Annotated in this window: 16 protein-coding genes and 1 pseudogene; 15 read left to right on the top strand and 2 right to left on the bottom strand. The window is 43.6% G+C overall.

Annotated features, from left to right (window positions below):
• Positions 1 to 132: 132 nt before the first annotated feature.
• A complete protein-coding gene (locus SCJ97_05600) occupies positions 133 to 1,209 on the bottom strand; it encodes an AI-2E family transporter (GenBank protein MDW7739517.1) in 1,077 nt (358 codons plus the stop codon).
• 204 nt (positions 1,210 to 1,413) lie between these two features.
• On the opposite strand from SCJ97_05600, the gene SCJ97_05595 reads away from it, so the two are divergent.
• The 4 genes from SCJ97_05595 to SCJ97_05580 are packed head-to-tail and all read left to right on the top strand — an operon-like array spanning position 1,414 to position 8,178.
• A complete protein-coding gene (locus tag SCJ97_05595; protein ID MDW7739516.1) occupies positions 1,414 to 4,866 on the top strand; it encodes a DNA polymerase III subunit alpha in 3,453 nt (1,150 codons plus the stop codon).
• A gap of 32 nt (positions 4,867 to 4,898) precedes the next feature.
• Positions 4,899 to 6,647 (top strand): pyruvate kinase, encoded by a 1,749-nt coding sequence (gene pyk / locus SCJ97_05590; GenBank protein ID MDW7739515.1) that lies wholly within the window; start codon positions 4,899 to 4,901, stop codon positions 6,645 to 6,647.
• A gap of 42 nt (positions 6,648 to 6,689) precedes the next feature.
• Positions 6,690 to 7,112: a thioesterase family protein gene (locus tag SCJ97_05585; protein MDW7739514.1), complete on the top strand. Its 423-nt coding sequence runs from the start codon at positions 6,690 to 6,692 to the stop codon at positions 7,110 to 7,112.
• A 13-nt stretch (positions 7,113 to 7,125) separates the two neighbouring features.
• The gene (locus SCJ97_05580; GenBank protein MDW7739513.1) at positions 7,126 to 8,178 is read left to right on the top strand and encodes a histone deacetylase; all 1,053 of its coding nucleotides are present in this window, start codon (positions 7,126 to 7,128) and stop codon (positions 8,176 to 8,178) included.
• A gap of 579 nt (positions 8,179 to 8,757) precedes the next feature.
• Here SCJ97_05580 and SCJ97_05575 read toward each other — a convergent pair.
• Positions 8,758 to 10,023 carry a DUF1015 domain-containing protein gene (locus SCJ97_05575; protein MDW7739512.1) on the bottom strand — a complete coding sequence of 422 codons (1,266 nt, stop codon included), beginning with the start codon at positions 10,021 to 10,023 and terminating at the stop codon, positions 8,758 to 8,760.
• Positions 10,024 to 10,266: 243 nt separating this feature from the next.
• On the opposite strand from SCJ97_05575, the pseudogene rpsB reads away from it, so the two are divergent.
• The 11 genes and pseudogenes from rpsB to SCJ97_05520 all read left to right on the top strand — a co-directional run bounded on the left by rpsB (position 10,267) and on the right by SCJ97_05520 (position 20,859).
• Positions 10,267 to 10,944 (top strand): annotated as a pseudogene (gene rpsB, locus SCJ97_05570) (30S ribosomal protein S2).
• Between the two features lie 269 nt (positions 10,945 to 11,213).
• Positions 11,214 to 11,837 (top strand): translation elongation factor Ts, encoded by a 624-nt coding sequence (tsf, locus tag SCJ97_05565; protein MDW7739511.1) that lies wholly within the window; start codon positions 11,214 to 11,216, stop codon positions 11,835 to 11,837.
• Between the two features lie 128 nt (positions 11,838 to 11,965).
• Positions 11,966 to 12,685 (top strand): UMP kinase, encoded by a 720-nt coding sequence (gene pyrH / locus SCJ97_05560; protein MDW7739510.1) that lies wholly within the window; start codon positions 11,966 to 11,968, stop codon positions 12,683 to 12,685.
• A 3-nt stretch (positions 12,686 to 12,688) separates the two neighbouring features.
• On the top strand, positions 12,689 to 13,246 hold the full coding sequence (gene frr, locus SCJ97_05555; GenBank protein MDW7739509.1) for a ribosome recycling factor: 558 nt from the start codon (positions 12,689 to 12,691) through the stop codon (positions 13,244 to 13,246).
• Positions 13,247 to 13,359: 113 nt separating this feature from the next.
• Positions 13,360 to 14,103: an isoprenyl transferase gene (locus tag SCJ97_05550; GenBank protein MDW7739508.1), complete on the top strand. Its 744-nt coding sequence runs from the start codon at positions 13,360 to 13,362 to the stop codon at positions 14,101 to 14,103.
• 36 nt (positions 14,104 to 14,139) lie between these two features.
• Positions 14,140 to 14,940, top strand: coding sequence for a phosphatidate cytidylyltransferase (locus tag SCJ97_05545; GenBank protein MDW7739507.1), 801 nt, complete (start codon positions 14,140 to 14,142; stop codon positions 14,938 to 14,940).
• Positions 14,941 to 14,951: 11 nt separating this feature from the next.
• The gene (locus SCJ97_05540) at positions 14,952 to 16,118 is read left to right on the top strand and encodes a 1-deoxy-D-xylulose-5-phosphate reductoisomerase (protein MDW7739506.1); all 1,167 of its coding nucleotides are present in this window, start codon (positions 14,952 to 14,954) and stop codon (positions 16,116 to 16,118) included.
• Positions 16,119 to 16,120: 2 nt separating this feature from the next.
• Positions 16,121 to 17,140: an RIP metalloprotease RseP gene (gene rseP / locus SCJ97_05535; protein ID MDW7739505.1), complete on the top strand. Its 1,020-nt coding sequence runs from the start codon at positions 16,121 to 16,123 to the stop codon at positions 17,138 to 17,140.
• Positions 17,141 to 17,154: 14 nt separating this feature from the next.
• Positions 17,155 to 18,261 carry a flavodoxin-dependent (E)-4-hydroxy-3-methylbut-2-enyl-diphosphate synthase gene (gene ispG, locus SCJ97_05530; protein MDW7739504.1) on the top strand — a complete coding sequence of 369 codons (1,107 nt, stop codon included), beginning with the start codon at positions 17,155 to 17,157 and terminating at the stop codon, positions 18,259 to 18,261.
• Positions 18,258 to 18,935 (top strand): glycosyltransferase family 2 protein, encoded by a 678-nt coding sequence (locus SCJ97_05525; GenBank protein ID MDW7739503.1) that lies wholly within the window; start codon positions 18,258 to 18,260, stop codon positions 18,933 to 18,935. The genes ispG and SCJ97_05525 overlap by 4 nt, the downstream gene beginning before the upstream one ends.
• 145 nt (positions 18,936 to 19,080) lie before the next feature.
• A complete protein-coding gene (locus tag SCJ97_05520; GenBank protein ID MDW7739502.1) occupies positions 19,081 to 20,859 on the top strand; it encodes a sigma 54-interacting transcriptional regulator in 1,779 nt (592 codons plus the stop codon).
• Positions 20,860 to 20,933 lie beyond the last annotated feature (74 nt).

Below are 20,933 nucleotides of genomic sequence, written 5' to 3'. Positions count from 1 at the left end.
TGATCCTGTTCGTTCCGGAGATTTGCACTGATGATCCATATATATACGGATGTTGTAAGCCCTGGCTCACGTAAGCACGCTGCAGGTTGTGGAGTAAAAATTTTTATATTATGTTCTCTGACATTTAAATCGCTATTTTGCTGTTGAGTGATTATTTTCTTCCACCTGGCGGCGGTCCAGGTAGTAATGAAAGAGTAGAACCTTGAGAGTGGCTGTAATTGGGATGGCGAGAATAATGCCGAGCAGGCCCATAAGCTGTCCTCCGATAAGGACGATAATGATCACAGTTAGTGGGCTTAAATCGGTTGCTTTGCCAAGGAATACAGGGGTAAAGACAAAGGCATCAAGGATCTGAACGACAATATAAACCAGTCCGACAAGTAAGATGCTCGGAGTACCGGGCATAATACTTAAAAGAAGGGCGGGAATAGCTGCCACAAAAGGACCGATATACAAAATAATATTCAACGCTCCGGCCAGAATACCCAACAGAAGGGAAAAAGGCATCCCGAGCAGGCTTAAACCGAACCAGGTCAATAGACCGACAAAGACGCACTTCATCAATGTTCCACGGATGTAGGCCCCGACTTTTTCGTCGACTGTTTTCATCAGGTGCACGATGTTTTCCTTGTAAATCTGGGGAAAGATCAGTGTGAGGTTGTATTTTGCCTTATCCAGATCCTGAACAAGATAGAAAACTAAAAAGATCAGAGCCAGGACAACCCAGATCCTTGAAAGCACTCCCATGGAAAGTGCGGTGAGCTGTCGCAAGAGCTGCTGGACGTTGCCCGGTACCTGGCGCATGAACTCATTTGAGTATTCAAGGAAACTACTGGCAAGCTGCAGATTGAAACGCTGGTCGATTTCTTCCAACTGGGTAACCAAAAGAGGAACATCCCTGATCAGTTCGGTGGTGAGAAAAATTACCAACTGCCTCATCTCGATTATTAAACCGGGAATGAGCAGGTAAAAGAGGAGGACAACAGCAACAAATATAATCAGGGATGCGGCAACGGCAGCCATAAAGGGCTTAAATTTAATGTTTACCAAAAAATTCACAAGGGGATTGATCGTATAAACTATAAAAAAAGCTATAACAATCAGTGAGATTATTGGAGCCAACTTGATGATAGCCCAGATCAGGATTACAAATATGGCTGCGATGGAGATAATCTTCAAAGCCAGGCGGGTTTCACGATCCTTAATCACATCTAATCTCCTTCTATATTGAGGCTGCAGTACGGGTTGCCGCTAACGAGGGTGAATTAAAACAATTCAAAGGTATTTTAACATATATATGCAATTAAAAAAAGTAATTGCCTCAAAGGATCTACCTGACAAAAAGTCGAAAGTAATTTCTATATGGTAAATTTCAATGAAATAAAAACTGAAACAAATAGAGAGGTTATCACTTTGGCTAATGCAAGTTTTGTTCACTTACACTGTCACACTGAATACAGTTTACTGGATGGCGCGGCAAGAATTAAAAGGCTGGTCAATCGAGCAGTAGAGCTAAAAATGCCTGCTCTGGCTATTACAGATCACGGGACCATGTTTGGTGTTGTCGATTTCTACCGGGCGGCGAAAGCAGCCGGAATTAAACCGATTTTAGGCTGTGAGGTTTACGTAGCACCGCGAACCCGTTTTCAAAAAGAAGTTCGTCAGGATGATTCACAGTATCATCTTGTTCTGCTGGCTGAAAACAATGAAGGATACCAAAACCTGATGAATCTTGTATCAGCTGGTTTCATTGAAGGGTTTTATTACAAACCGAGGATTGACCGGGATCTCCTTGAGGAACATTCAAAAGGCCTGATCGCCCTAAGTGGATGTCTGGCCGGTGAAATACCGTCCCATATTTTAAATGGCCAGACTGAAAAAGCAAAAGAGGTTGCCTGTTATTACCGTGATCTTTTTGGTAAGGACAACTTTTACCTTGAACTTCATGACCACGGGATGCCTGAACAGAAGATTGTAAACGATGTTTTGAAGAAGATTGCAGCAGAAGAAGATATCAAGTTGGTGGTAACCAACGATGTCCACTACATTGCGCGAAACGATGCAGAAGTTCATGATGTTCTACTCTGTATACAGACTGGTAAAACGGTGGATGAGCCGGAAAGAATGAAATTTGAATCAGAGGACTTTTATTTTAAAACAGCAGAAGAAATGGCTGAAAGATTTTCTGACTGCCCCGAGGCATTGAGCAACACCCTGTTGATTGCCGAGCGCTGCAATGTTGAAAAATATTTCGATCAGAGGCACCTACCTGAGTACGCCTTGCCTGAAGGTGTTGATCCTAATGATTATCTACGAAATCTCTGCTATGAGGGGCTTAAAAAGCGGTACAAGGAGATTACCCCGGAGATCCGCGAGCGGCTTGAATATGAACTGAGTGTAATCCGTCAGATGGATTACGCCAATTACTTTCTTATAGTCTGGGATCTGATCGAATATGCACGAAAAGAGGATGTAATAGTCGGTCCGGGTCGTGGTTCTGCGGCCGGCAGCCTTGTGGCCTACAGCCTGGGTATAACGAATATTGAACCCCTTAAATACGGACTGCTCTTTGAAAGATTCCTGAATCCCGAAAGGATATCGATGCCAGATATCGATATAGATTTCTGTGATGATAAGCGGGACAGGATTTTGAATTATGTTTGTGAAAAGTACGGACAGGAAAGGGTGGCCCAGATTATCACTTTCGGAACCATGGCTGCCAGGGCAGCTGTTCGTGATGTTGGCAGGGCTTTGGCTATACCCTATGCCGAGGTTGACAGGATTGCCAAGCTTATACCAATGGAATTGAAAATGACGATCAAGCGAGCTCTGGAACAGAGCAGGGAACTGCAGATCCTGTATAAAGAAGATAAATACCGTCAGCTGTTAGATACTTCGATGGCGGTGGAGGGAATGCCCCGTCATGCTTCCACACATGCCGCAGGAGTGGTTATAGCCAAGGAACCCCTGGTTAACTATGTGCCGCTCTACAAGGCAACCGACAGTGCCATTGTTACCCAGTTTCCAATGATGACCCTGGAAGACCTGGGCCTATTGAAAATGGATTTTCTCGGCCTGAAAACATTGAGTATTATCGGTGAAGCGATCGCTAACATCAAAAAAAGGCGAAATCTAACGGTAAATATTGAAGAAATCCCGCTTGATGATGCCAGGACATATGAAATGCTTTCACAGGGAGAAACTACCGGGACGTTTCAGCTGGAAAGTAGTGGAATGCGTTCGGTCCTTAGGGAACTGATGCCGAATAAGTTTGAAGATATTATTGCTGTAGTTGCTCTTTACAGGCCGGGGCCTATGGAACAGATCCCGGTATTCATCAAAAGCAAACACGGGAAAAAGGAGATTAAATATGCCCATCCCATACTTGAACCTATTCTAAACGAAACATACGGAGTAATCGTTTACCAGGAGCAGATTATGGAGATCGCCGCCAGGATGGCCGGTTTTACCCTTGGCCAGGCGGATCTTCTGCGCCGGGCTATCGGGAAAAAGAAAAAGGAGATTTTAAACCAGCAGAAACAGCTGTTCATTGCCGGCTGCCAGGAAAACGGCTATTCAAAAGAACTGGCAGCTGAGACATATGATTTAATTCTGAAATTTGCCGATTACGGTTTCAACAAATCGCATGCTGCAGCTTATGCCATGATCGCTTACCAGACGGCGTACTTGAAGGCCAACTATACAGTTGAATTTATGGCCGCGTTGATGACGGTTTACTATTCAAACAGTGATAAAGTGGCACTGTATATAGCCGATTGCCGCCGTATGGGCATAGAAGTTCTTCCGCCGGACATCAATGAAAGTGAAACACATTTTACTGTTATAGGCGATAAAAGAATCAGATTTGGACTGGCTGCAGTGAAAAATGTTGGACTCGGAGCAATTGAATCGATCATCGCTGCCCGAAAGGAAAAAGCGTTTGGATCGATGAGTGATTATTGTTCAAGGGTTGATTTAAGACTCTGCAACCGCAAAGTACTGGAAAGTCTGGTTAAGTGCGGAGCATTTGACTCGCTCGGTGGACACCGGGCTCAATACCTGGCTGCTTTGGATGACATATTAATGCAGGGTCAGGTTGTCCAGAGAGAGCGCGAAAACGGACAAATGTCGATGTTTTCATTACTTGACACAGAAACCAGGGAAGAACTGCTGCTGGACAAACTTCCGGAGCTTGAACCATTCAGCAACAAGGAAAGACTGACCCTGGAAAAGGAACTGCTGGGATTGTATATTTCCGGACACCCGCTGGAGCCATACCGGCATTTTCTCGAAAATATGTCTAACCTGACCCGCTGTGTGGAACTATCAGATATGGGCGATAATAAGCATGTAAGAGTCGGCGGCATTATAGCGGCTGTCCGAAAGTTTTACACCAAGAAGAATAAACAGATGGCTTTTATCAGGCTTGAGGATTTGACAGGGAGCGTGGAGACGGTGATTTTTCCCGACCTTTTTGATAGACAATCTGCCCTGATCGACGAGGATACGTTGGTGATCGTTGAAGGAAGAACTGATATAAAAGAGGAAGAAGAGCCAAAAATTATTGCTGAAGCGATAAATACGTTAAGCCGTGACAAGAAGTATTTCAGGCTAATTATAGACGAAGGACATAATCAGGAAGTATTAACACACCTGAAAGATATATTGGTCGCAGAAAATGGTGAGGTTCCGGTTTGTCTCTATTTTAAGAGCAATCAAAAAAAGCTTGTTTTAAAAGAAGAATACTGGATTCGTGATCATCCTTCATGCGTGGAAAGGCTTGAAAACCTGTTAGGCCCTGGGGCTGTGATTGAGCAGATCGAAAGTATCGAGGATGGTCTATTGGATAATACAAGAGAGAATTGATTTTGAGCTGTAAGCAAAAAGGGGGAATTTACTTGCGCCGGACAAAAATAGTCTGCACCATCGGACCGAGTATAGACAGTGAAGAAAAAATGTTATCGTTAATTCGCTCCGGCATGGATGTGGCCAGGTTAAACCTGTCACATGGGAAGCACGAAGAGCATTTTCAACAACTCGATCTGATTAGAAAGATAAGTAAAGAGTTAAATAAAAATGTGGGTATTCTTTTTGATACACGTGGTCCGGAAGTAAGAACAGGAAGCCTGGCGGAAGAAGAGGTAATTTTAGAGGATAATCAGGAGTTTGTTTTAACCACTGAAACAGTCCCTGGCGATAAAAACAGGGTATCGGTTACGTACTCCGACCTGCACAACGATTTAAAACCCGGTGTTAAAGTTTTAATTGATGATGGATTAATCGAACTTGAAGTTGTATCAGTGAAAGGACGGGAAATAAGGTGCCGGGTGATTAACGGTGGTGAATTGCACAGCTATAAAGGGCTGAATACTCCCGGGACGAGAATAAATCTACCTGCAGTCAGCGACAAGGATCGAGTCGATATAATCAGGGCGTTGGAAAATGATGTTGATTTTCTGGCGGCGTCATTTACGCGGAGCACAAACGACATACTGGAAATAAGACGCCTGGTGGAAAACAAGGGCGGAAATATCATGATCCTGGCAAAAATTGAAAGCCGCGAAGGTGTTGATAATTACGATTCAATAATCGAAGTTGCCGACGGTGTGATGGTTGCCAGGGGCGATCTCGGTGTAGAAATTCCTACAGAAGAGGTTCCATTGCTCCAAAAAGTATTTATCCGTAAATGCAATAATCGTGGTAAACCGGTGATAACGGCAACCCAGATGCTTGACAGCATGATCCGTAATCCCAGGCCGACCAGGGCAGAGGCCAGCGATGTGGCCAACGCTATTCTTGATGGAACTGATGCGGTTATGCTATCCGGTGAGACGGCAATAGGCCGATATCCCATAGAGTCGGTTAATACTATGAGCAGAATTGCCGAACATACAGAAAAAGGCCTGAATTACAAGCGAATCCTTGATGAACAAAGTATGAAAATCAAGAAAACAGTTACTGATGCAATCAGTTATGCCACCTGTCATATTGCCTTTGAGCTGGGAGCTGATGCGGTAATAACGGCGACACAATCAGGGACGACAGCCAGAATGGTCTCGAAATATCGGCCTGCCGCTCCTATTGTCGCGGTAACTTCAAGAAAGAGAGTGGCAACTCAACTGACTCTGACCTGGGGAGTAAATTCAATTGTCTGCCCGCCGGTTTCATCCACAGATGACATGTTTACCAATGCCATTCAGAGCGCCCTGCAGGAGAAACTGATCAGCGATGGCAACCTTGTTATTATCACTGCAGGGGTTCCTGTCGGTGTATCCGGCACAACCAACCTGTTGAGAGTTGAAACTGTAGGAGAAATTATTGTAAAGGGAACGGGTGTGGGAAAAGCGGCTGCCAGCGGTAAGGCCTTCATAGTCAGAGATGAAAAAGATCTGCAGAAGTTTGAAAAGGGGATGATCCTGATATCAAGCTGCACCGGTAAAACTCATCTGCCTGCATTGGAGAAAGCTGCTGCATTGATTACAGAAGAAGGCGGGTTGACATCACATGGCGCAATTGTGGCCATCAATCTGGGAATACCTGCGGTTGTGGGTGTGGAAAATGCAACAAAATCGATACAAAATGGTGAAATGATCACTGTCGATGCCGTAAGAGGACTGATCTACAAGGGAAGGGCAAATGTTTTGTAATTTAATGAATGAGATCTAAGTAGGGAGAAAGGAAGAAGCGAATTGAAAAAATATGAAACAAAAGTAAGGGTACGCTACAAGGATACAGATCAAATGGGTGTCGCTTATTATGCCAACTACCTGGTATGGTTTGAAGTTGGTCGGACTGAACTGATGAGAAGCCTGGAGCTGCCCTACCTGGAGTTTGAAAAGAGTAATATCTATCTTCCTGTCCTGAAAGCTTTCTGTGAATATAAAATGCCGGCTCATTATGACGATGAACTTTCTATCGTGACCAGGCTTGAAAATCTTGATAATGTGCGGATAACCTTTGCCTATGATATCCGCAGGGCAGGTAAATTACTGGCAAACGGTTATACCGAACATGCATTTATCAGTGATAATGGTAAACCTGTTGTGCTCAAGAAATTCAGCCCTTTTTTATGGAACAGGTTATGCAGGGCACTGGAAACCGATTCTGACTGAAGTGAGGGATATTATGAACGGTAAAGAAGAAAAAATAGGCCTAATCTATCATGCAGATTACTTAATACATACGCAGGGCCAGCATCCGGAGCGCAAAGAGCGGCTTGAGCATATAATGGCCGCTCTTGAAGATAATAATCTCTTCGAGAGAGTTGTTTTAAAAGAACCTGCCCCGGCGGAGATTGATGATGTAACCCTGGTTCACGACCCTGACTATATAAAACTGCTGGATGAAGTCTGCCGGTCCGGCAGAAATTTCCTTGATATGGATACTTATATAGTTCCCGAATCATACAGGATAGCCCTTTTATCTGCGGGGGGAGTATTAACCGGCCTGAGAATGGTTATGGAAGGCGACGTGAGAAAGGCATTCGCTTTAAATCGCCCCCCGGGGCATCATGCCGAGAGAGGTCGGGCAATGGGATTTTGCCTGATGAACAATATAGCCATTACTGCCGAGGTTGCGAAACGTGACTACGGCTTAAAAAGAATTGTCATCATGGATTGGGATGTTCATCACGGAAACGGTACCCAGCATATCTTTGAAAAGGATAACGAGGTTTTATTCATTTCAACTCACCAGAATCCGGCATACCCTGGTACAGGTTCAATGGAAGAAGTGGGTAAAGATCTGGGCGAAGGATTTACGGTTAATATCCCACTTCCAACTGGTAGTGGGGATGAGGACTATAAGCTCTTTTTTGACCATCTGATCATCCCGGTTATAGGCCGTTTTGAGCCGGAGATTATCTTGATTTCTGCCGGTCAGGATGCATACCGCTATGATCCCCTGGCAGGAATGGGCCTTACATATCAGGGTTATTATAATATGGCTCTGGCTTTATCAGATGCTGCTGAACACCACTGCGGTGGAAAGTTAGTCCTTTGCCTTGAGGGAGGCTATCACCTCACCGGACAAGCGGGTGCAGTAGTCCAGGTTCTAAATGCATTGGGTAACTGGGGTCTACCAATAGGCGAGCAGAGCCCAGGCCTTGAACCAAACCGTTTTGTCCTGCAGCGCCTGCAGGAAATACTAGAAATTCAGAAGCGCTACTGGGATATTTAAACTAAAGAATTTTTGCTGATCATTTCCCATCCGGACAGTTCGATCTTAAGAAGTCCCCAAATACTTTATAGTTTTATAGTTTAAGAAGACCCTGATACAGTTCGCTCCGGATCATTTCGCGGAGAATTAATGCCGGTTCGCCTTCAAGCTTCAGCGGGCAGCCTCAACAGTCGACACTTAAGTCTCCGGCCTCGGTCTGCCTCTCCGGAAAGCTGAAGCAGTATTAATCATTCCGGAGAGGCATAATACGTATGGGGACATATTGACCGAAGGTTATGTGTCCCCTGACAACTTTATTTCGACTCACCGGTAATTCTAACCGCTCATGCTAATGTCGCTTACAGTATCAGGGTTTGCTTATCCTGCTTCAGGTTGGTTCGTTTGCTTAAAACCAGAGCAAGCATGCAATAATGCGGATGCTGTAAGCCTGCAGCGAGCTTACGTGAGCCAAGGTTTAAAGCATCCGTATAAGTGGATAAGCAGTGCAAAACCCCGGAGCGAACAATGTCAGGGTCTGCTTAGCGAAAATTAAAAAGTATAAGTAAATGTATAAGTAGCAAGTATAGCTCATAAATAGAATCAGGAATTAAAGCGGTAGAGGACCAGCCCGCTGGGCAGTTTGGGATAAAAGTAGGTAGACTTCTGAGGCATGACCAGGCCCTGTCGGGCGCGCTCGAAAACATCTTCAACAGGTATGGTATCAAGAATAAAGGCTGAATGAGACTTTCCTGATAATAAAGCATTAACTGCGGAATCAAAATTATGAGTGTAATGCAACCTGTCTTCAGCAGGATCTTCGGTTCTTGCCGTTTTATGAAATGGCTTAAGCAGCTGGTCGTGTAGAAGCGAAACGGGTAGTTCCCGGTTTGCCTGGGAAGATTTGGGGAATAGTACAAAAGCCTGTTCACGGGTAATCCAACCAAAGCCTCTGTTGAGGCGGCTTATATTATTCAGTTCTTTGAGATAAAGTGTTTTATTCAGTTCAACTGTCGGACCGAAATCGATGACTTTAAATTGTTCATTCACGGTCGAATTGAGGCGATTAAATTCTTCTTCCGTTAAGGAATCGAGTAGACGGTGCGTAGGAAGCATGAGCAATCCTGAATCTTTCATACTGACCATCATTGTCATGATATATGCGGAACCGGGAATAGGGTTGCTGCCGGCACTTTCAAAATATTTCAGGGCAGTTTCGTACCGGTGATGGCCATCGGCAATTAAAAGCTGCTGCGAGGCAAGGTATTCAGCAAGCTCAACCTGGAAAGCATGATCCTTTAGAAGCCAGAGGCGATGAGTTTGTCCGTTTTCTTCAACTGCTTCCACTATCGGAGCCTCAGACTTATGTAGAGATAACGTTTTAATTTTGGCTTCAGGATCAGGAAAGAGAGTGAAGATGGGACTGATGTTGGTCCGGGTACTGCGCAGCAGTTCAAGACGATCTTGTTTCGGGCCTGTCATGGTAAGCTCATGCGGCAGGATTACCCTCTTGCTATATGGCTCTAATTTCAAGGTGGCGACGAGGCCTGTCCGATGATAATTTTTACCTTCGTGGGAGAATGATTGTTCATACAGATAGAAAAAGGGTTTAGGGTCGTAGACGAGAACATTTTGTTCCAGCCAACGGTTAATGGTTTCAGCCGCCCGTGTGTAACGGTTATCTTTTTCCGTATCACTGGCTTTTGAGATACCGTATTCAAGATGTATAATGTTGAATTCACTTTTGCGGTGGAGCCGTTCTTGCTCGGCAGTATCAATTACATCGTATGGCGGTGTTATCACCGAGCTGATATCCGTTATAGTGTTTGGATCATACCTGATTCCTCTAAAAGGTTTAATAACAGCCATATCTTCCTCCGGGAAATTTGCGGCCGGTTAAGCCTTGTCGATGTGCATGTTTGATTCTATAATATACTTTAGTTATTTGCAACAAAGTTCATAGGTTTTTAGATTGCCATCAGGGAAGAACTATGCTATACTACCCGTGGTAAATTTATAATACTCACACCCGGCCAGTCGGCAATCGGTTGGCGAATAGCTCGGTTGAAGGCGATAACCCGGGTGGCGGTAAAAACAAAAGGAGGAGTTAGTTTGGCTAAGGTAAGTATGAAACAGCTTTTGGAAGCGGGTGTTCATTTCGGACATCAAACCCGCCGCTGGAATCCGAAGATGAAACCATACATCTTCACCGAACGTAACGGTATCTACATTATCGACCTGCAGAAAACTGTAAAAATGATGGATACAACCTATAATTTTGTGCGTGACCTTGTTGCCGAAGGCGGCAGCATTATTTTTGTCGGCACAAAAAAACAGGCGCAGGAATCGATCCGTACCGAGGCTGAAAGATGCGGAACGCACTATGTTAACCACCGCTGGTTAGGCGGTATGTTAACGAATTTCGGGACTATCCGCAAAAGAATAGACCGGATGCTGCAATTGGAGAACATGGAAGTTGACGGTACATTTGAACGGCTGACCAAGAAGGAAGTCCTTAACCTGCGTAATGAAAAAGAGAAACTGATGAAGTTTCTGAGCGGGATTCGTGAAATGAAAGGTCTTCCCGATGCGATTTACATTGTCGACCCTCGCAAGGAAAAAATTGCAGTTGCTGAAGCGAGAAAGCTTGATATTCCTGTTATTGCAATTGTTGATACAAACTGTGATCCCGATGAAATCGATTACCTGATTCCGGGGAATGATGATGCGATAAGGGCGGTGAAACTGATCACCTCTGTTATGGCCGATGCTGTTCTGGAAGGAAAACAGATCAGTGAAGCTCCCGATATTCCGGATATTCCTGAAGAGGTAGCTGAAGAAAAAGAGGAAACAGTTGTAGAAGAAACGGCTGAAGAAATAAGTTCAAAAGCTGAAAAAGAAGTTCCGGCAGAAGAAGCGGAAAAAGTTATAGAAGCAGTTGCAGAAGAAGCGGAGGAAGTTACTGCTGAAGAAAGCAGCGACAGTGCAGAGGAAGATAGTTAATAAACAAGAAGTGGCTGAGTTATTTATTTACAGGATTAATGAAGGAGTGTACATAGATGCATATCGATGCTAAAATAGTAAAGGCGTTACGTGAAAAAACCGGAGCCGGTATGATGGATTGTAAGAAAGCTCTGCAGGAAGCTAAAGGAAATGAAGAGAAAGCAGTTGATCTCCTCAGGGAAAAAGGACTTGCCGCAGCGGCAAAGAGAGCAGGCCGTGCAGCAAATCAGGGGATTGTGGATTCATACATTCATCTCGGGGGAAAGATCGGTGTTATAGTTGAGGTTAATTGTGAAACTGATTTCGTAGCCCGGAACGACGAATTTCGAGAATTTGTCCGCAACCTATGCCTGCAGGTAACAGCTACCAACCCGACATACCTGACCAAGGAAGATGTTCCCGAAGATATCCTTGATAAAGAAAGACAAATTATTAAAGCTCAAGCCCTGAACGAGGGTAAACCGGAAAAAGTTATCGAAAAAATAGTTGAAGGACGTCTTGATAAATACTACCGGGAGAACTGCCTGCTTGAACAGAACTTCGTAAAAGATGAAGATATAACGATCAGCGAACTTCTCTCCGGTTTGATAGCCAAGATCGGTGAAAATATAGTGATCAGGCGGTTCAGCCGATTTGAAGTAGGCGAAGGGGTCGAATCCGATAATTCGGGCGGCTGCTAAGAGAAATTCAAGAAAAGGACACTGAAAAGTGTTCTTTTTTTTAAACTTTTATAGGCAGAAAAAAGTTACACTACTTGAAGGTTGTATCTGCTTTTTGTCGAATTAAAAAAGAAACGGGAGGTGCATCGTTGGAAAAACCTGCATACAACCGTGTTGTACTGAAGCTAAGTGGAGAAGCACTGGCCGGGGAACAGGGTTTTGGTATTGACCAGGATGTAATTGAAAGCATTGCATTACAGATCAAAGAAGTTATAGATTGCAAAGTTGAAGTAGCGATTGTTGTTGGCGGTGGAAATATCTGGCGTGGAGCCCAGGCCGGACAGAAAGGCATGGATCGGGCGACAGCGGATTACATGGGCATGTTGGCTACCGTTATTAATGCCCTGGCTTTGCAGGATGCGTTGGAACGTCATGAAGTTGACACCAGGGTGCAAACTGCGCTCGAAATGCAGCAGGTTGCAGAACCATATATCCGCCGACGGGCATTGCGTCACCTGGAAAAAGGAAGGGTAGTTATTTTTGCCGGAGGCACCGGCAACCCCTACTTTTCAACCGATACAACAGCTGCTTTACGAGCGGCTGAAATAGAAGCCGAAGTTATATTGCTGGCAAAAGGTAAGGTTGATGCTGTTTACAGCGATGATCCGCTTATAAATCCAAATGCAGAACGCTTTACAGAGTTAAATTATATTGAAGTTATTAACCGGGGCCTTGGCGTAATGGATTCAACAGCCGCCTCACTGTGTATGGATAATAAAATAAAGCTTATTGTATTCGGTTTGAACCTGGGCAATATAAAAAAAGTAATCATGGGTGAAAAAATCGGCACGTTGATTAAGGGTGGGTGATTTATGCTGGAGCAAATCTATAAAGACACAGAAGAGAGAATGGATAAGGTCATTGCTGCTTTTCAAAGGGAGTTATCTACTTTGCGGGCAGGAAGAGCTACTCCTTCCCTGTTGGATAAAATAGAAGTAGAGTATTATGGAACTGCTACTCCACTGAACCAGTTGGCCGGTATATCTGCACCGGAATCACGTTTACTGGTGATTCAACCATGGGATAAACAGGCTCTTGCTGATATTGAAAAGGCAATTCTTAAATCAGACCTTGGGTTAACTCCTACCAATGACGGCAATGTAATCAGGCTGGCCATTCCACAGCTTACTGAAGAGCGCAGGATAGAACTGGTCAGATTCGTGCGAAAGAAAGCGGAAGAGAGTAAGGTTGGTATACGTAATATCAGGCGTGATGCTAATGACGGCATTAAACAGCTCGAAAAAAACAGTGAAATTACTGAGGATGAAAGAAGAAAAGGTCAGGATAAAGTACAGGAACTTACTGACAAAAAAATAGAAGATATTGACGGAATCCTTGAATTCAAAGAGAAAGAAATGATGGAAGTTTAAAAATACAACATGGCCCACCAGAATGACTGAGCCGGGTTGTAATAGTTGACTATACAAGAGGCGGCTCTCTCTTGATTGGGAAGGGAGAGCCTCTTTAATTACATGGTGAACGCATGGATAATGAAAAACGAATTGAAGAACTGAAAAAAATAATAGATTTTAAAAATGTCCCAAAGCATGTAGCAATTATAATGGATGGCAACGGGCGTTGGGCTGTTGAAAAAGGTCTCCCACGCCGGGAAGGGCACAGGCAGGGTGTGGAAACAGTCCGTGAAACCGTAAAAAATTGCAGCAACCTTGGAGTTAAAATCCTCACACTTTTTGCTTTTTCAACAGAAAACTGGAGAAGGCCAGCATGGGAAGTAAATTACCTGATGAGCCTGCCTGAAAAATATTTTGAAAAAGAGCTGCCGGAATTAATGCGTAACAATGTAAAGGTGCAGCTTGTTGGTGATAAATCCGGATTGCCCGGAAAGGTTCAAAAAGCAGTCAGTAACGGTGTCGAAAAAACAATAAACAATACTGGTATGATTCTTAATTTTGCCCTTAATTACGGCGCTCGATCTGAAATACTGATGGCCGTGAACAATTTAATCTCGGAAAAACTTAATGGAAAAATTAAAGGGGAAATCAATGAAAAAGTATTTTCTTCTTATCTCTACACGGCTGGTATGCCAGATCCCGATTTGCTGATCAGAACCAGCGGTGAACTGCGCATTAGTAATTTTCTTCTCTGGCAGCTGGCGTACAGCGAACTATGGTTTACTGAAATTTTATGGCCTGATTTTTCACTTCTGCACTTACTGGAGGCTATCGATAGCTATCAGCAGCGTAAAAGACGCTATGGATCCCTTTAAATTTATCTCACATAAAGGGATGAAAGGTGGTTTTATATGCTATACCTGAGGATATTGTCTGCCCTGATCGGGATACCGATAATTCTTGGTTTGGTCTACCTGGGGGGTCCTTTTTACGCTCTTTTTTTATTACTTGTCGCGAATCTCGGGATATTGGAATACAACAACCTTTTGCAGAGTCAGGATTATCAAGTTCCTTTTCTGTTAAATCATTTAGGGGTAACCCTTATTATTGTACTTATTTTTTTAGGCCAACAGGTTCTATTTTTCCCCTCTTTGATATTATTATTCTTTTTTCTTTTTGTTGCAGCTCTCTTCAGAATGGACCGGATCAGTGTTGCAGATTCAGCGCTGTCGATGTGGGGTATAATTTATATAGGCGGTCTGCTTGGTTATATGTTGATGTTAAGGCTTCTGCCTGAAGGGATTATATTTACGTATATTCTACTTGGTGGGGTCTGGATACATGATACTATTGCTTACTTTATCGGTATAAATTGGGGCTCTCACAAGTTTGCTCCTCAAATCAGCCCTAAAAAATCAGTTGAAGGATCACTGGCCGGGATAATTGGAACAGCAGTCATCTTCTTCATCTTTGCGCTATTTTACCCTGACTTAATCATGCTTTCCCCGTTAAAAGCAATTATCCTTGCGACGGGCATTGCAGTTTTCTCCCAGATTGGTGATCTTCTGGAATCTGCCCTGAAAAGACAGTTTCAGGTTAAGGATTCCGGTGAGTTGATCCCAGGGCATGGGGGCATACTGGATCGTTTTGATAGTTTAATGATTGCAGCACCATTTGTTTATTACTATTTTCTCCTGGTTAACCTGTTCTAAGGAGTTTATCAATGAAACGTATAGCAATTATGGGCTCAACAGGCTCTATAGGCGAACAGACTCTTGAAGTGATTGATGCACTGGGATCCGGGTACAAGGTTGTAGCTCTTACTGCAAACAAAAATGAAACCCGGCTGGCAGAACAGATTAAAAAGTTCGAGCCAGAATTTGCGGCACTGAATGACCGGGATGCTGCTTCCCGCCTTGTAAAACTGATCGATTCTGGTAAATGCCGGATCGGGTCAGGACCAGAAGGACAGGAAGAAGCTGCGGTATGGCCCGGGGCAGATTTGATTGTTATGGCTCAGGTGGGTTTCAGCGGCTTTAAACCCCTTTTATCAGCTCTTAAATTAGGAAAAACCGTAGCGCTGTCGAATAAGGAATCAATTGTATGTGGAGGAGAAATTCTGAAGAGGGAAGGATTGCTCAGCCTGGAAAAAATATATCCTGTTGATAGTGAGCATTCTGCAATATGGCAGTGTATGGGCAGACGACCGATCAGTGAAGTAAGTAAAATATACCTTACAGCATCAGGAGGGCCTTTTTTCGGACGACCAGGTTCTGAACTTGAGAGTATTACGCCTGATGATGCTCTTAAACATCCTAACTGGCAGATGGGCAGTAAAATTACCATTGATTCGGCAACATTAATGAATAAAGGTTTAGAGGTAATTGAGGCAAAATGGTTGTTCGGCATAGATCTTGAAAAAATAGAAGTAGTAATTCACCGACAAAGTATCGTTCATTCTATGGTAGAATATATAGATGGATCTATTCTAGCTCAACTGGGGATGCCGGACATGCGTCTGCCGATTCAGTATGCGTTAACTTTTCCTGAACGCAGGGATACAGTTTTTAAAAGATTTGATCCGGTAGGAAAAGCGATGGCCTTTGAGAAGCCCGACCGAAATGCTTTTCCATGCCTTGATCTGGCTTACGAAGCTGCCCGTACTGGAGGAACATTACCGACAGTCCTAAATGGCGCCAATGAAATTGCTGTTGAAAATTTTTTGAAAGAAAAAATTAAATTTACCGATATACCGAAAGTAATCAGTTTGACAATGCAGGAACATGATTCAGTTCTCAAACCGGAATCAGAAGATATTTACAGAGCGGATAGCTGGTCACGGAAAAAAGCTTACGAAATAATTTCAAAGTTGTCAGGAAGGAATGAATAAGAGTGCAAACTTTTATCGCATCAGTATTTGTATTTGGATTGCTTATCCTGGTCCATGAATTGGGCCATTACTTTGTTGCCAGATGGACCGGAATCCGGGTTTTGGAACTTGCGATCGGCTTCGGCCCGAAAATATTCGGATGGCGAAAGAATGAAATTGACTATTCACTGAGGGCAATTCCACTTGGCGGTTTCTGCCGCATGTTGGGTGAAGGACCAAATGAGTCATCCGAACCCGACAGTTTTCCTCAGAAACCGGTTTGGAGCAGGGCTGCGGTTCTAATGTCGGGGGCCGGAATGAACCTGCTGCTGGCAATAGTTGTTTTTTTCATCATTTTCTTCTTTATAGTCGGTGTTCCCGTTACCGATGTTTCGCAAGTCGGCTATATCATTGAGGATACACCTGCTGAAGTATCCGGTCTTGCAAAGGGGGATCTGATCAGAACAATCGACGGTTTGCCGGTTGCTGACTGGGATGATGTAGTTACTTTAATATCCGCCCGACCGGATCGGGAAATCATCCTGGAAATAGAACGAAATGGTCAGGAAATGGAAATAATTCTTACTCCTCAGCTGGATGAAGAATCAGGTAGGGGAATGATCGGTATAGGGCCGCAAATCCACAAGTATAAATTTTTCAGCTCTCTGCGGACCAGCGTCGATCGTTTTATGCTGATCATTGTTTCCATGTACCAGGTTGTAACCGGCCAGGCACCTCTTGATGTTGCCGGACCGGTGGGGATAATTTTTGTTATAGGAGAGGTAGCTCAAACCGGTTTCGTAAACCTGCTGATGTTAACCGGATTGATCAGTATCAGTCTTGGAATTATGAACTTATTACCGATTCCGGCCTTAGATGGTGGACGCTTGTTTTTCCTGCTGATCGAAGCTGTAAGGGGTAAAAAAATCGATCCGGAAAAAGAAGGATTTATCCACTTTATCGGTTTTGCATTGCTTATACTGCTTATATTATTCATTACTTACCAGGATCTTTTACGTTTTGACATTCTTCCCGGAAATTAAATCAGAAGTGGTGTATGGGTGTGGATAAAATTAAACGGAAATTAACCCGCAGCATTCATGTCGGTGGGTTGATAATTGGTGGAAGTGCGCCGGTTGTAATTCAGTCGATGACCAGTACTGACACTTCTGATGTTGGGAAAACCAGAGAACAGATTTTTAAACTGGCCGAAGCCGGGTGTGAGCTGATCAGGGTGGCCATTCCTGATGAAAATGCGGTAAAAGCGTTAAAAAAACTTGTTGCCGGCAGTCCTGTACCTCTGGTTGCTGATATTCATTTTGATGCCCGTTTGGCGTACATGGCTATAGAGAACGGTGCAGCGAAAATCAGAATTAACCCCGGAAATATCGGTGGGACAGGTAAATTACTTGAACTGGCCGGGATGGCTGATAAGTATAAGGTTCCGATCAGAATTGGCGTTAATGCCGGTTCGTTGAATAAAAAAATTCTGCAAAAATACGGGGGGCCATATTCAGCAGCGTTGGTTGAATCTGCTCTCGCATACCTGGAAGTGCTCGAAGCTGATGGATTCAGCAACTTTGTAGTCTCTTTGAAATCTTCCGATGTCTACACAACGATTAGCGCCTACCGCTTATTCTCCGAGAAACGGGATTATCCACTTCACATTGGTATCACAGAAGCAGGGACAATACAAACCGGCATTATTAAGGGAGCAATCGGGACAGGGACCTTACTGGCTGAAGGAATCGGTGATACCATCAGGATTTCTTTAACAGCATCGCCGGTTGAAGAAGTAATTACAGCACGCTGTATTCTTCAGTCCCTTGGATTACGGATATTTGGACCGGAATTGATCGCATGCCCTACATGCGGCAGGTGCACGGTAGACCTGATCAACCTGGCAAACTCAGCAGAACAGCTTCTTAAGAACTACAGCATACCAATTAAAGTGGCCGTTATGGGCTGTGCTGTAAATGGACCAGGTGAAGCCAAAGAAGCCGATATCGGTATATGTGCGGGGAAAAAAAGAGGTATGCTTTTCAAACATGGGAAAGTTGTAAAAACAGTAAAACAGGAGAAATTACTTGAAGTTCTTAAAGAAGAGCTTGATAATGAAACAGGTCGTTATAACCGGCAAAAGAAGCAGGGAGGACCAAAATGAAAGTAGCGGCGATTGTACCGGCATATAATGAAGAGCAAACAATCGGCAAAGTGATTTATGCCCTGCAGCATACTTCCCTGGTTGATCGGATTATCGTTGTTAGCGATGGTTCTGAAGACCGCACTGTAGAAGCCGCTTCAGTTTTTGACAATGTGGAAATCATAGAATTGCTGGAGAACCGTGGTAAGGGTGGCGCTATTAAAGTCGGGCTGGATCACTGCCGGGAAGAAGTAATTTTAATTATTGATGCCGATTTGATCGGACTGAACATTAAACATATCGAATCTCTCCTGGAACCGGTAATTGAGGGTAGAGCCGAGATGTCAGTCGGAATTTTTGAGAAGGGAAGAACCGTAACCGATTTTGCCCAAAAAATGGCTCCTTTTTTGTCCGGCCAGAGGGCTATAAGACGTGATTTGCTTGAAAATGTTTCAGATCTTAACTTGTCACGCTTCGGTATCGAAGTTGCCCTTCACCAATATGCAGAAGAAAAGCAGGTTGCAGTGGAAATAGTCCAACTTCCCGACCTTTCTCATGTGATGAAAGAGGAAAAACTTGGTTTCTGGAAAGGCATCCTTGCCCGGGTAAGGATGTATTGGGAAATCTTAAGATATGTCCTGAAAATAGAGTCGAAAGCTTCGAAGTCTCATCTTCCGGGTAGTAAAAAGTTTTAAATTCATCCTCTTAAATATTCTTACAGAATATCACCTTTAATAAATTTTAAAAATAATGTTCCAATTCTATTAAAAAATATCAATAATGCAAAGGTAATTTTCAATAATGCGAAGAAATTATTGTAGAGTAAATCAGGCGAGAGGGGTGCTTAATATTTTAAGTGAACTTCAGAAAATACAATTAGTCGTCCAGGAAATAGCTGAAGCGATAGCTTCTGCACTAAATATGGAAGTAGAAATATTCGATGAAAATCTCATTGTCGTCGGAGCAACAGGAAGAATCAGAAGTAAGATAGGTTTCAAACAGGAGACAGCCCATGTTGCAAAATATATTATTGAGGGCGGAACAAGTTGCACAATTGACAGGCCGGGCTCACATTATTTATGTGCGCATTGCAAAATAAAAGAGAATTGTTTTTGTACGGCCGCTCTTGTATGTCCCGTCAGTAGAAAGGGGAAAACAATCGGAACAATCAGCCTGCTGAGCTTTGATGAAGATCAGCGTCGGATCCTGCTATCCGGGCAAGCCCGTTTTATAGACTTCATTTCAAGAATGGGAGAGTTGATTGCCGGTCAGGCGCAGTTGAATGAAGCAGTGAGCAGGGCAGCCAGCAGTGAAAAACATCTTAAGACGATTATCGATTCAGTAAACGAAGGGATCGTTGCCGTTAATGCCGATGCATCTATTTCACATATTAATAAAGCAGCGGAAAAACTATTAAACATAGATGGCGATTACTTCACTGGAAAATTAATTCAGAATTTATTTCCAGATTCGCCAATACCTTCAGTTATCAGTACATGCAAGGCACAGCTCAAAAGTGAAATAAGCTATGCAAATGAGTTATCTGCATTGAAAATTGCCTGTTCTGCATTCCCGATTATGTTAAATGGCACTATAGTAGGCGCTGTTATGACTTTTAACGACATTAAAACTATTACCCGCTATGCCGACAGTTTGGCCAGTCGACATGAAGAAGTTAGTTTCGAAGATATTTGTGGTGAAAGTATGATAATCCGCAACCTGATTGAAAAAGCTAAAATTATTGCCGCCGGCAGATCTACAATTCTTTTAAGAGGTGAAAGCGGCACGGGAAAAGAGCTTTTTGCCAGGGCAATACATAAAGCCAGTCCCTTTGGAAGCGGGCCCTTCCAGGTAATAAACTGCAGCGCAATCCCGGAATCATTACTCGAGAGTGAACTCTTCGGTTATGAAGAAGGAGCGTTTACAGGTGCCCGTAAAGGTGGAAAACCCGGTAAGTTCGAGCTTGCAGATGGGGGAACACTTTTCCTTGATGAAATCGGCGATATGCCGCTGCTGCTTCAGGCTAAACTTCTGAGAGTTTTGGAAAGCAGCTCCTTCGAAAGGGTTGGTGGAACAGGGGACTACCGTTTTAATGTTCGCATAATCGCCGCAACCAACAAAAGCCTTGAGTCAATGGTAAAGGAAGGTCTTTTTCGGAGTGATCTATATTATCGTCTCAATGTTATCCCACTTCTACTTCCTGCTTTGCGCGAACGTCGGGAAGATATTTTATTGTTAGCGGAATATTTGCTGGAGAAATACAGCTTTCTGATGGGTAAAAACATTTTTACGATTGAGCAGGATGTACAGCAAATATTTTATAACTATGACTGGCCCGGAAATGTTCGTGAGCTGGAAAACGTTGTTGAGTATGCAGTTAATTTTGAGAATAGTAAAACACTAAAAAATAATAGCTTGCCCCGCTGGTTGTTAACAAATGATTTACAGCAATTAAATGGCCAGAAACTGAAGCAGAAAAGCAAGGAATGGGAAGCTGATCATATTGAAAAGTTGATTAGCGAATACGGAACGTCACTGGCAGCCAAGAAAAAGATCGCTGCTGAACTGGGAATCAGCATTACCACATTGTATCGTAAGCTTAAGCTTAACAGTACATAATTCTTTTTATGTCATTAAGGTCACTATAAAACAGGGACAAGCACCTGTTAAATGCCTGCCCCTGAAACGGCTGT

The sequence above is a fragment of the Bacillota bacterium genome (assembly GCA_033549065.1).
Classification (GTDB): Bacteria; Bacillota; Dethiobacteria; order DTU022; family DTU022; genus JAWSUE01.
Note: the sequence above shows the minus strand (reverse complement) of the source record. Positions and strands in the feature narration are given on the sequence as shown.